Origin of the sequence: Lutibacter sp. (genome assembly GCF_040883305.1) — a bacterium.
Taxonomy (GTDB): Bacteria; Bacteroidota; Bacteroidia; order Flavobacteriales; family Flavobacteriaceae; genus Lutibacter.
In genome coordinates this window covers 1-12,665 of the sequence record NZ_JBFLKT010000077.1, presented here as the reverse complement: position 1 = coordinate 12,665, position 12,665 = coordinate 1, and the positions used below count along the sequence as shown (strand labels likewise).

Sequence of the window (12,665 nt, the reverse complement as noted above, 5' to 3'; positions counted from 1 at the left end):
GTAGTTGCTACAAAATCTTTTAAATAGAATGGTTCAAAATAAGCGACATCTTCGATGTCGTTTTTTTTGTATTTTTCATAAGAAAGTGCAGACATTTCTCCTGCTGAAGGAAATTTGCCATCAATAAAAACAGCATTTTTATGGGTAATTATATTTTTGCATTTTTCAGCACCTTCACCTAAAAAATAAACCGTGTTTTTATCTAAATATTCTTTAAAAGAAGTTGCATCTATAATTTCGGCTTGAACATTTCTTATACTAACGTTGTTTTTAAAAACGGCACTATATACTTCCATTCTTCGCGCGTCTAAAAGGGGAATTATATAACCTTCGGTAATTGAAACAGATTGCGCCAATGATTGCATCGTATTAATTGAAATAAGTGGAATGTTTAAAGCAAAACAAAGCCCTTTAGCTGCAGAAACTCCAATTCGTAATCCAGTATAAGATCCAGGCCCTTTACTTACTGCAATAGCGTTTAAATCATTTATTGTTATTTTTGCTTCTGCTATTACAACCTTAATAAATTCATGTAGTTTTTCTGCATGAGAGTAACCACCGTCGTTTAATTCTTTTATAGCAATGGTTTTACCATCTTTTGCTAAACTAACCGAACAATTTTTAGTAGCTGTTTCAATATTTAGTAGGTACGCCAAAATTTAGATATTTAGTTGCAAATATAATTAATTAGAGTGCTATAAAACAAAACATCCAACTTAAAAAAGTTGGATGTTTAATTAACTATTTTTGTAAACTTTAATTTAAAACAATTGGAATGCCTAAATAATATTCTAATAATTTAGTTCTAAATACAAAATTATATTTTGCGTTTGTCATTGAAGATTGTGCATTTACCAATCTGTTTCTAACTTGATCAAAATCAAAGGAAGTCATTACACCAGAATTATAACTTTCTTGTGCATTTTTAAAAGATTCTTTTTGAGCAAATAAACTTTTTTCAGCTGAAATAAATTGGTTTAAAGCAGCTTTTGCATCTGCATAGGCTCTTTCTATAGTTTCTCTTAATTTAACCTGTCTGTCTAATAGTGCTAATTCAGTTCTTTGAAGGTTTATTTTTGCTTTTGCTACGGCAGATTTAGTTTGAAATCTATTAAAAATAGGAATACTTAAAGAGAATCCAGCATTAAAACCTAAGTTATCTTCCAATTGTTTTCCAAAACCATTTGGCACATAAACTACATTGTTATTTTCATCTAAAATTGCACGCACATCTTTAGAACCTTGGTTGTGTTGGTACGAAGTTCCCATTCCAGCTCCAAAAGAAAGTGAAGGTAAAAATCCTGCTTTTGCTCTATCAACCGATAATTCAGAATTTTCAACAGCAATTTCTGCGCTTTTAATTTCAGGCAAACTCGCTAATGCGGCGTTAAAAATAGCATCAGTATCATTATAAATTAATGAAGCTGAGTCAATAGTTAAAGATACATCTTCAATATGAAAGCCATGATGAGACACTTGTAATAATTGTGCTAAACTTAATAACGATAAGTCTAATGCGTTTTGTGCTGTTGTTAATTGTTGCTCATTATTAGCCAATGTTGCTTGTGCTTCTAATAAATTTGCTTTTGGTACCTCTCCAGCTTTTACTAGAGCTTCAGCTTTTTCTAATTGACCTTTACTAATTACAATCTGCTCTTCTGCAATTACAATATTTTCTTTATTTAGTAATACATTTAAATAAGAATTTACTACATATAACATTATGTTATTCTTATTCTCTTCTAGATCGAATCCAGCAGCTTCTAAACTTTTTTGAGTTTGTAATAAATTTATTTTATTTCTATTACCATTGTAGAGTGTTACTCCAGAATTTAATCCAAAACTATTGGATCTACTATCTCTTGAAACACGTCCACCATAATTATCTATATATGATCCAAAATTAAAGTTTTGTGAGGCAGATGCATTTAATGAAGGATAAAAATTACCTTTTGCAGTAATTATATCTTCTTCAATTAACTCTTTATTTAACTCTTGTTGTTTTATGGAAATATTATTTTCTACTGCGTAATCTACGCATTCCTGTAAGGTCCATTTTTTATCTTGTGCATTTATAGAAAAACAGCATACAAGTACTAGAATAGTAACAATTTTTGTTCTCATTTAATTGAGTTTATTAGTTTTTAATTTATTATAATAAATTAAACCGAATAGAAGTGTTAATTAAAACACGACTAAAAAATGCGGTTTAGTTGATGTTGTTATATGACGATTAAAATTATTGTTTGTTACACATTTAGTCTCTTATAGAAATGTTAAAGTTTGAATTTACGTCTATATTTGAATATAAAATACAATAGAACACCTACCAAAAGATAAGGAAATACCATTAAATATAAAATGCCGGTATTTAATCCTTCGGCTTGAGAAGTATCACCACCACTTTCTACAACAGCCTTACACATAGCGCATTGTGAATTTGCGTTCAAAAAAGTTAGAAATAAAAATATTGAAAATATTGTTTTTTTCATACTAATAATAGGGTGATATCATTATATAAACTATAACTCCCGTAACTGTAACATACAACCATAAAGGAAATGTAAAACGTGCTATTTTTTTATGAAGCTCAATATTCTTGGTAATTGCTCTAACAAAAGTTATTAGTACAAATGGTATTACTGCAATAGAAAGCACAATATGTGAGATTAAAATAACAAAATAAACTGTTTTTATAATGCCTTCTCCACCAAATTTGGTAGATTCTGAAGTCATATGATAAGCAACATACATTACTAAAAAAAGTATAGAACACACAATTGCGGTTTTCATTAGTTTTTCGTGTAATTTTATTTTCTTATTTTTAATTGCCCACACTGCTAACACTAAAAGTATAGCAGTAAACGCATTTATACTGGCATAAATTGGAGGTAAAAATATTGGCAATTGCGCATCTATTTTAACTCCAAATAAAATAGCGACTACTAACGGAATTGCAATTGATAAAATTACAATCCATTTATTATATTTTTTAGTTTCTGAACTCATTATTCTTTTAATAAAATTGCTATATCTTCCTTTATCATTTGAATATTTTTGGCATCCAAACCATCATAAAAAGCAATTGGGTTTCCATATTCATCTAATCTTGAGCGAATATTTCCCTGCTTGTCAATTAAAGCAAACATTCCAGAATGTTCAAAACCTCCTTCGGCTTCGCTATTTTCACCAGCGTATAGCGCAATACCTTGATTTGCAAGGTTGTAAATAGTTTCTTTATCTCCAGTTAAAAAATTCCAGTTTTTTAAAGTTGCCCCATGGTTTTTTGCATATTCCTTCAAAATTTCTGGTGTATCATATTCAGGATTAATGCTAAATGATGCAATTCCAAAATTTGAATTACCATAATATTCATTTTGAAGTATTACCATATTCGCATTCATTTTTGGACAAATAGTAGGGCACGTGGTAAAGAAAAATTCTATTATATACACTTTATCTTTATAAAATGCATCTGAAATTAGTTTTCCATCCTGGTTTGTAAATTCAAAAGAAGGTACTTCTCCAATTTTTACAAGTTCGTGTGTTTTAAATCTATTTACAATTTTTGGAATTGTGTATATACCAAATATTAAAATTATAAAAGCAATGCCTACGTACGAATATTTTTTCATTGTTTTAAATTTCTCTTTTTCTACGTTTTTCTTTTTCAGCAGATTTTTTTAATTGATAATAGATAATATCAATATCATCTTTCATCTTATTTTTTAACGTTGCAACAGATTTCATATTATATCCATACAATTTACCATCTTTGGTGTCTTCATCATCTTTTCTTCCTCTTAAACGCGATTCCATATCTACAATATATGCGTTGTTCGAATACCATGCTTCGTTTAAAGAAAAGGGTGTCTCAAAACTATCAAATAACTTGGTGATGTTTGCTTCATTAGTATAGATAAAATTCCATTTACTAATGTCTGTAAATGCAGAAAGTTCTGCAATTGCTTCTTTATATTGCTCTTTTGATGCTTCAGGGATTATTGCAACAATTTGAAAATATGGTTTTTGGTAATAGCGTTTGTAAATTGTTTGATTCAAATTAAACATACTACCTTTTGCGGTGTTTATTTCATTTCCTAAAAAACAAACAATACTTAAATTGTTGTTAAACGTAGCTTTTGATTCAAAAGAAAACTGATTTATTGCTAACACATTTTCTGTTAAAACAGGTAAATTAGAATATTTATAAATTCCTTTTGAAAGGAAAATATAAAATACTAATGGCAAAATAAATAAGCTAAAAAGCACCCAGAATTTTTTCATTATGTTTTTTACAAAAATAAAAAAAAGGTGGTTAAAAAACCACCTTCTTCATTTAAATATTTTTAAAGTATTAGTAATTCCACTTTACTAATGGAGCTAATATATCGTTAATATAACTTCCTTCTATTAATAACAAGGTTGCCAAATAAATAATTAGAAAAACTGCTGACCAAACAACAGAGCGTCTTAAACTCTTTTTTTCATCGGCCATGTGCATAAAAAACCAAGTAATATAATATGCCTTTACAATTGTTAATACTAAAAATATGATGTTTAAAGGGCTTGTTCCTAATATTTTTGTTAAATGAAGTGCATCTGGTTTTATTATACCTAAAATTACTTCAACAATTGTTATAACTGAAAGAATACCAAATACTTTCCAAATTAATTTTGTGTGCGATGTATGTTCTTGTGAATGTGCTGCCATTTTAAAAATTTTAATGAATTAAACTAAGTAGAAGAATGTGAATACGAATACCCAAACTAAATCTACAAAGTGCCAATACAATCCTACTTTTTCAACCATTTCGTAATGTCCTCTGCGTTCGTAAGTTCCAATTATAACATTAAAAAATATAATGATATTGATTAAAACCCCAGTAAAAACGTGAAAACCGTGAAACCCAGTTATAAAGAAGAAGAAATCTGCGAACAAGGTTTTACCATATTCATTTACTTTTAAATTTGCGCCATTTACAACCATATTCGCCTCATTTAAATAAGACATTGCATTTTCTCGCGGTATAATTGTTTTCTTTTTTGTTTCAGGATTTATAAGTTCAGTTCTTATTGTTATATCTGGATTTGCGTTAAACCCGTCGATAACTTCTTTTAATGAAAAAGCTGCTAATGCAGGTTCGTCAACAAACCAAACTCCTTTATTTTTTGTATGTTGCGTTCTTTCAGAATTAGATGATTGTGCAAAACTTTCTAATGTTACTTGATGTCCTGTAGCGTCTACAAATTGAATTATTTTACCATCATTTAGTTGAACAGCTCCATATGAACCATTGATAAAGTTTTTCCATTCCCAAGCTTGAGATCCAAGGAAAATTACACCACCAATTATTGTAAGTAACATATAAAAGGTCACTTTCTTTTTATTCATTTGATGACCAGCATCAACTGCTAACACCATTGTTACAGAAGAAAATATCAAAATAAAGGTCATTAATGCCACATAATACATAGGTGCATGTATACCGTGTAAAAATGGGAAATGTGTAAATACTTCATCGGCAATTGGCCAAGATTCAATAAATTTAAAGCGCATTAAACCGTACGCAGCTAAAAACCCTGAGAATGTAAGTGCATCGGATAAAATAAAGAACCACATCATCATTTTACCATAACTTGCACCTAATGGTTTGTTGGTTCCACCACTCCAAGTTTTTTCATTAGTTTTAGTAGCAACAGTTGCTTCCATATAAGATTTGTTTTGATTTTTTTAGTTTAGTTCCGCCAAAAATACATTTTTTTTTTATTATCTAATAAAATAGAAAAATAAAAACAGATAAATCCATAAGATATCAACAAAATGCCAGAAAATAGCACCTAATTCTAAACCAAGAGAATCTTTTGATGAATATTTATGGTTGAAATGATTGAAAAGTACCACAAGAAGTACAATTACTCCTGCAGCAATATGTGCAATATGTGCAAGTGAAATACCAATAATAAATGATGATTTTACAGTACTTTGCGCTCCAGCGAAAACAAATCCAGCATCGAAAAGTTGATTAAAACCTTCAATTTGAAAAAACACAAATCCTATTCCTAAAATTAATGTACTTAATAGAAATACGCTTGTTAATTGACGGTTGTCTTTTTTTATAAAATGTTTTGCCAACATAAAAGTAATACTACTTATAATAATTAAAAGAGTGCTTATATAAAATGCATTTGGCAAATCAAAAGAAACCCAATCAGCCCTTTTTCTACTTACAACATAAGCACTTGTTAGGCCGGCAAACATCATTGTCATACTAATCATAGAAACCCAAAGCATTGGTTTGGCAGATTTTCTTTTGGCTTGTTTGTATTCTTGTTCTAAAGTTACTTTCATTAGTTTGTATTTTTTTTAATGTAAAAATTTATCAATTACATAAATTACCTGAATTAAGGTTATGTATAAAACACTAGATAACATTAATTGTCTAGCTTCTTTATTAGTTTGATGTTTGTATAATTTAATAGCATAATACAACATTGTACTTCCTAGCGCAACTAAAATTATAGCGGTAACAGGGTAAATATAAAAACTTCCTGTTAATTTTAAAACAGGAATTACAGAAACAATTATTAAGCAACAAGTATAAATTATAATTTGAATAACCGCTTTTTTGTTTTTTTGTCCCATTGGCATTAGGTTAAAACCAGCTTTTTTATATTCATCGTATTGTAACCATGCTATTGCCCAGAAATGAGGAAATTGCCAAAAAAACTGGATTAAAAACAACATTCCGGGTTCAATAGAGAAAGCGTTTGTTGCAGCTACCCAACCTAACATAAAAGGAATTGCACCAGGAATTGCCCCAACAAAAACAGCTAATGGAGTAACAGCTTTTAAAGGCGTGTAGATACTGGTATATAAAAAAATAGAAATGGCTCCGAATAAAGCACTTTTAGGGTTAATACTATATAATATAGCTAAACCAATAATAGTAAATGAAATTGCAATTACAAGTGCCATAGAAACATGCATTCTGCCTGTTGGTAATGGCCTATTCATAGTGCGTTTCATTAGAGCATCGGTATCTTTCTCTATAATTTGGTTAAAAGCATTGGATGCTCCAACCATTAAATAACCACCAATAGCTAATAAAGCAAGTATTGAGAAATCGATTTTTTCAGTAGCTAATAAATATCCTGCGAGTGATGAAAATACAACACTTAGTGATAAACCCACTTTGGTTAGTTGCTTAAAATCACTAAAAATGGCAGAAAAATTCATGTTGTTTTTATAAGATTTTGAAGGTACGTGCATTATTTTTATTTGAATCTCTGCAAAGATATTTTATTATTACACATTTACAACCTTAAAATAAGGAGATTAAAAAAATATTTTAAATAAATTTTAAAAAACGCTTTGTTGTTATCATAATTGTATTAAATTTGCACTCGCATTTGAGATAATAAATGCCACGTTCATAAAAAATAATGACTGCGAAAGTAGCTCAGGGGTAGAGCATCACCTTGCCAAGGTGAGGGTCGCGGGTTCAAATCCCGTCTTTCGCTCTACAATATATAAAAATACCAATGCTCGAGTGGTGGAATTGGTAGACACGCTGGACTTAAAATCCAGTGGACTGTAAGGTCCGTATGGGTTCAAGTCCCATCTCGAGTACTAAAACTCTTGTTAATCGTTTGATTTTCAAGAGTTTTTTTGGTTTTACGCCAAGTTTTTATCTAATAATTATTTTCAATATTACAACTTTTAAGTAATAACTTCAAAAGATAAAATAAGTAACTTTATAACTTTTAAAGAATAAGGCTCCATAGTTCAAGGGATAGAATAGAAGTTTCCTAAACTTTAGATTCAGGTTCGAGTCCTGGTGGAGTCACATTTAGAATTTTCAAAACTTTAGAATAAAAAAAAGTTTTTAACTAAAATATTTTTTCGTACATTTATAAATGTAAAATATACAATTAAAAAAATGAATAAATTAAAAATATTTTTATTTGCAGTTGGTTCATTACTGTTAATGGCTGCTTCTTGTAGCGATAAGAACTCTCCTGAAGTTTTAGAACCTGAAGAAACTACAGAAACACCTTCTTTTTATTATGGTGCAGATTTGTCTTATATAAATGAAATGGAAGATTGTGGAGCAGTTTATAAAAACACAAACAATATAAATACGAATCCGTATAAAATATTTAAAGACGCAGGCGCAAATTTGGTGCGTGTACGTTTATGGCATAACCCTACTTGGACAAATTATTCTAATTATGTTGATGTAAAAAAAACAATACAGAAAGCTAAAAATGAAGGAATGCAAGTGTTACTCGATTTTCATTATTCCGATACTTGGACAGACCCTTCTAAACAAAAAATCCCAGTAGCTTGGGAAAATGAAATTGACAATAAAGAAGCATTGGGCGAATTATTATACAATTATACCTATGAAACTTTAAATAATTTAGCAAAAGCAAATTTAGTGCCTGAGATGGTACAAGTTGGAAATGAAATTAATCCAATGATTTTGCAAGGTGAAGAGTTAGTTTGGCCAATAGATTGGGATAGAAATTCGTATTTAATAAACAAAGGAATTAAGGCTGTTAGAGATATTTCAAAAGAAAAAAACACAGAAATTGAAGTAATGTTGCACATAGCGCAGCCAGAAAACGGTTTGTGGTGGTTTAAGGATGCAACTGCAAATGGAATTACAGATTACGATTGGATAGGTTTATCATATTATCCAATTTGGTCTGAATATACGTTGAATAATGTTGGAGCTGTATTTCAAAAGTTAATAAATACCTATAAGAAGAAATTAATGGTGGTAGAAACTGCCTATCCTTTTACGTTGGAAAATATAGATGAAGCTAATAATATTCTCGATAGCAAAGCATTAATTAGTGGTTATCCGGCAACGGAACAAGGTCAGTTAGATTATTTGAATAAACTAAAGGAAATTATTGAAAATGCTGGAGGAGCTGGATTGGTATATTGGGAACCAGCTTGGGTTTCAACAAATTGTAGTACGCTTTGGGGAAAAGGTTCTCATTGGGATAACGCAACTTTATTCGATCATAATAACAAACCAACTTTAGGAATGCAGTTTTACAACGGTTCAAAAAAATAATATAGACATATGAAACAATTTTGCAATTCAGTTTTAGTATTATTAATAACTACACAAGTCGCTTTTTCGCAAGTAAGAATTGTTAAAGAATTAGATGTTAATTGGAAATTTAAAAAGGGAGAAATTAATGATGCTTTTCAAGTTGATTTTAACGATTCTAAATGGGAAACAGTTACAGTTCCACACGATTGGGCAATTTATGGACCATTTGATAAAGAGGTAGATAAACAAACCGTTGCAATTGTTCAAAACGGCGAGGAAGTTGCTTCAGAAAAAACAGGAAGAACAGGAGCTTTACCTCATATTGGAACTGCTTGGTATCGCAACAAGTTTACCATTCCTCAATATGAAAAAGGCAAAAAAGTAATCTTGCTTTTTGAAGGTGCTATGAGTGAACCTCAAGTTTATTTAAACGGAAAAAAAGTAGGCGAGTGGGCGTATGGTTACAGTTATTTTTATTTTGATGTTTCTAAATCTATCATAGATGGAGAAAATACACTAGCTGTAGAAGTTTCTAATAAAGAATTTGCTTCGCGATGGTATCCTGGTGCTGGATTGTATAGGAAAGTAAGTGTCATTGTAAAAAATAAAGAAAACATCAATCAGTGGGGAACAACCATTACAACTCCAATAATAAGTAATGAATTTGCCAATGTACAGGTTAAAACCGAAACTACAGGGCAAAATACAAATTTAGTAACAGCCATTTATAATGCTAAAGGTAAGCAAGTTGCAATAGAAAAAACAAGTACGCAATTTGGAAATCAATTTATTCAAAATATAAAAGTTATCAATCCGAGTAGATGGAGTCCTGAAAACCCGTATTTATACACTGCTAAAACACAATTATTTGTTGATGAAATACTAAAAGATGAGGTTTCTACGCGTTTTGGAATTCGAGAAATTAAATACGAAGCCAACAAAGGTTTCAGTTTAAATGGTGAAGTTAGAAAGTTTAAAGGCGTTTGTTTACATCACGATTTGGGTCCGTTAGGTACAGCAGTTAACAAAGCTGCATTGCGCAGACAATTAACAATTTTAAAAGATATGGGTTGCGATGCAATTCGTAGTTCACACAATATGCCTTCCTTAGAACAATTAGAGTTATGCGATGAAATGGGCTTTATGTTTTTAGCTGAAAGTTTTGATGAATGGGCAGTGCCAAAAGTAAAAAATGGCTACAATCGTTTTTTTGAAGAATATGCAGAAAAAGACATTGTAAATTTAGTACGTGCTACCAAAAATCATCCGAGTATTGTAATGTGGAGTTCTGGAAATGAAGTGCCTGATCAATGGGGAACGGCAGGAGTAAAACGTGCAAAATGGTTACAAGATATTTTTCATAGAGAAGACCCTACAAGACCAGTAACTGTTGGTATGGATCAGGTAGAAGCTGTAATGGAATCAGGTTTTGGTGCGTTGTTAGATGTTCCAGGGTTAAATTATCGCGTTCATTTGTATGATGAAGCTTTTGAAAAATTTCCGCAAGGATTTATTTTGGGTTCAGAAACAGCTTCAACAGTAAGTTCAAGAGGAATTTATAAATTTCCAGTTGTTCAAGAGAAAATGAAACAATATCCTGATTTTCAAAGTTCATCGTACGATTTGGAAGCGTGTAGCTGGTCTAATGTTCCAGATGAAGATTTTGTGTTGCAAGATGACAAACCTTGGGTAATTGGCGAATTTGTTTGGACAGGTTTTGATTATTTAGGAGAACCAACTCCATATGATGAAAGCTGGCCTTCAAGAAGTTCTTATTTTGGAATTAATGATTTGGCAGGTTTACCAAAAGATCGTTTTTACTTATATCGAAGTCGCTGGAATACTACAGATGAAACCTTGCATATTTTACCGCATTGGAATTGGAAAGGTAGAGAAGGAGAAAAAACACCTGTTTTTGTTTATACCAATTATAATAGTGCAGAACTTTTTGTGAATGGAAAAAGTATGGGAATTCAAAAAAAGAATCATTCTACACCACAAAACCGTTACCGTTTAATGTGGATGGATGTTAACTATGAACCAGGAACATTAAAAGTTGTTGCTTTTGATGATGATGGAAAACCTGTTGCTGAAAAAGAAGTAAAAACAGCAGGAAAACCTTATAAAATAGTATTGAGCCCTGATAGAAAAACTATTAAAGCTGATGGAAAAGACTTGTCTTATGTTACAGTTTCGGTAGTTGATAAAAACGGAATTGAATGTCCTACAGCAACCAATCAATTAAAATTCAAAGTAACAGGTAATGGTACTTTTAGAGCAGCATGTAATGGTGATGCAACTTCATTAGAGTTATTCCATTTACCAACAATGAAATTGTTTAGCGGTAAGTTAGTAGTTACCATTCAGTCTAAAACTCAAGTTGGAGCTATTCAATTAAAAGTAACTGGGAAAGAATTAAAAAGAGGTAATTTGAATTTAGATTCCACCAATTAAAACTTAAGTATTCTTTTTCCGGATGGCTTGTAAGGACAAAAAAGTGAAAGTGTAATTTCCGAAATTTACAAATAAATTTTCCCGTGTTATTGAGAGTCCAATATCATTTCTTGTTGAAAATCTGGATAAAAATAATGTTAACCTTTTAAAGGCTTAAAAAACGTTATAAAAATTAATGATACGCATGATTACCTTCAAATTTATAGATTGCTTTTTATTTAAATAATCTATTAATGAATGATAAATATCATATTTTTCTTATTTATTTATAAAAAAATGATTATATTTGAGTATGTAAACCTCAAATTACCAATAATTTAACACCCCAAGTTGAATTTTGAAATTGAAAATTTTTGTTGGTAAGTTGAAAATCCCTATATGAAGTTCTTATAGATTATTTAGATAATTTTTAGAATAATAGTTATAATTAAATTGCATGTTTTTGTAGTTATATTAGAGTATTTCCCTTCACAAAAGTTATTAACTATTAAGACATCGTAATTTTTAAGTGTTTAACACAAAAAAATTACATATATGAAAAAAAATTACTTTATTGGGTCATTATTTTTCTTTGTTTTATTGGTGTTTTTCCAATATATTGGAATGTTTGTGTCTTTTTTTGAGACTCATATAAATGGAGAGTTATTACCAAAAAACAACTCCCAATATGCTTATTTAGCAAAAAAGGAGCCTACTTCAATTGTGGGATTCAATTATTTTTTTAATGAAGCTTTTGAAGAATTTGTTGATGAAAGAGAAATTGTAAAGAAAGCCAAATCAAATGCTGCTGAGGTTATAGATAAGGTTAGTTTTGATACTGGCTGCCCAGTTAGTCCCATTACTCAAAATAATGATATTGGAAATTGTTTTGCAGTTGTAATTTATACAGCACCTACACCAACACCCAGTTCTGGAAATATAGTTACTCAAATAGCTGGTTTAGCGTCAGGTTCAACTTTTCCAATTGGTTCAACGACCAATACCTTTGAAGAAAGAACTTCGGGAGGTGCATTTGTGGTGTCTTGTAGTTTTGATGTAATTGTAACGGACAATGAAGATCCAACAATCGTAGGATTACCATCTGATATTAGTGTAAGTAATGACACAGGCGTTTGTGGAGCAGCAGTAACTTGGTCT

At 30.4% G+C, this 12,665-nt stretch carries 12 protein-coding genes and 3 tRNA genes; 6 read left to right on the top strand and 9 right to left on the bottom strand.

The annotated features are described in order from the left end of the window. The 9 genes from tsaB to cyoE all read right to left on the bottom strand — a co-directional run. Positions 1–656: tRNA (adenosine(37)-N6)-threonylcarbamoyltransferase complex dimerization subunit type 1 TsaB (tsaB, locus tag AB1Z17_RS02475; protein ID WP_368050207.1), on the bottom strand; the 656-nt coding region annotated here is incomplete at its 3' end. 100 nt (positions 657–756) lie between these two features. Continuing rightward, a complete protein-coding gene (locus tag AB1Z17_RS02470) occupies positions 757–2,124 on the bottom strand; it encodes a TolC family protein (RefSeq protein WP_368050206.1) in 1,368 nt (455 codons plus the stop codon). Positions 2,125–2,493: 369 nt separating this feature from the next. Next, positions 2,494–3,009: a DUF420 domain-containing protein gene (locus tag AB1Z17_RS02465; RefSeq protein WP_368050205.1), complete on the bottom strand. Its 516-nt coding sequence runs from the start codon at positions 3,007–3,009 to the stop codon at positions 2,494–2,496. After that, on the bottom strand, positions 3,009–3,635 hold the full coding sequence (locus AB1Z17_RS02460) for an SCO family protein (RefSeq protein WP_368050204.1): 627 nt from the start codon (positions 3,633–3,635) through the stop codon (positions 3,009–3,011). The genes AB1Z17_RS02465 and AB1Z17_RS02460 overlap by 1 nt, the downstream gene beginning before the upstream one ends. Before the next feature lie 4 nt (positions 3,636–3,639). Continuing rightward, on the bottom strand, positions 3,640–4,287 hold the full coding sequence (locus tag AB1Z17_RS02455) for a hypothetical protein (protein WP_368050203.1): 648 nt from the start codon (positions 4,285–4,287) through the stop codon (positions 3,640–3,642). Positions 4,288–4,357: 70 nt separating this feature from the next. Further along, positions 4,358–4,714, bottom strand: a complete 357-nt coding sequence (locus AB1Z17_RS02450) for a cytochrome C oxidase subunit IV family protein (RefSeq protein WP_368050202.1) — start codon at positions 4,712–4,714, stop codon at positions 4,358–4,360. A gap of 18 nt (positions 4,715–4,732) precedes the next feature. Next, positions 4,733–5,713: a cytochrome c oxidase subunit 3 gene (locus AB1Z17_RS02445; protein ID WP_368050201.1), complete on the bottom strand. Its 981-nt coding sequence runs from the start codon at positions 5,711–5,713 to the stop codon at positions 4,733–4,735. 57 nt (positions 5,714–5,770) lie between these two features. Beyond that, positions 5,771–6,352 (bottom strand): heme-copper oxidase subunit III, encoded by a 582-nt coding sequence (locus tag AB1Z17_RS02440; RefSeq protein ID WP_368050200.1) that lies wholly within the window; start codon positions 6,350–6,352, stop codon positions 5,771–5,773. A 15-nt stretch (positions 6,353–6,367) separates the two neighbouring features. Continuing rightward, positions 6,368–7,273 carry a heme o synthase gene (gene cyoE, locus AB1Z17_RS02435; protein ID WP_368050199.1) on the bottom strand — a complete coding sequence of 302 codons (906 nt, stop codon included), beginning with the start codon at positions 7,271–7,273 and terminating at the stop codon, positions 6,368–6,370. Between the two features lie 179 nt (positions 7,274–7,452). On the opposite strand from cyoE, the gene AB1Z17_RS02430 reads away from it, so the two are divergent. The 6 genes from AB1Z17_RS02430 to AB1Z17_RS02405 all read left to right on the top strand — a co-directional run. Beyond that, a tRNA-Gly gene (locus tag AB1Z17_RS02430) sits at positions 7,453–7,524 on the top strand. A gap of 23 nt (positions 7,525–7,547) precedes the next feature. Beyond that, positions 7,548–7,633 (top strand) — tRNA-Leu (locus AB1Z17_RS02425). Positions 7,634–7,778: 145 nt separating this feature from the next. After that, a tRNA-Arg gene (locus AB1Z17_RS02420) sits at positions 7,779–7,850 on the top strand. Between the two features lie 93 nt (positions 7,851–7,943). Further along, complete coding sequence (locus tag AB1Z17_RS02415; RefSeq protein ID WP_368050198.1) at positions 7,944–9,092, top strand: arabinogalactan endo-beta-1,4-galactanase; 1,149 nt, start codon at positions 7,944–7,946, stop codon at positions 9,090–9,092. Between the two features lie 9 nt (positions 9,093–9,101). Further along, entirely contained in the window at positions 9,102–11,528 is a 2,427-nt protein-coding gene (locus AB1Z17_RS02410; RefSeq protein WP_368050197.1) for a DUF4982 domain-containing protein, read from the top strand. Between the two features lie 534 nt (positions 11,529–12,062). Continuing rightward, positions 12,063–12,665, top strand: a 603-nt coding sequence (locus AB1Z17_RS02405; protein WP_368050196.1) for an HYR domain-containing protein, incomplete at its 3' end; no start/stop codon positions are given.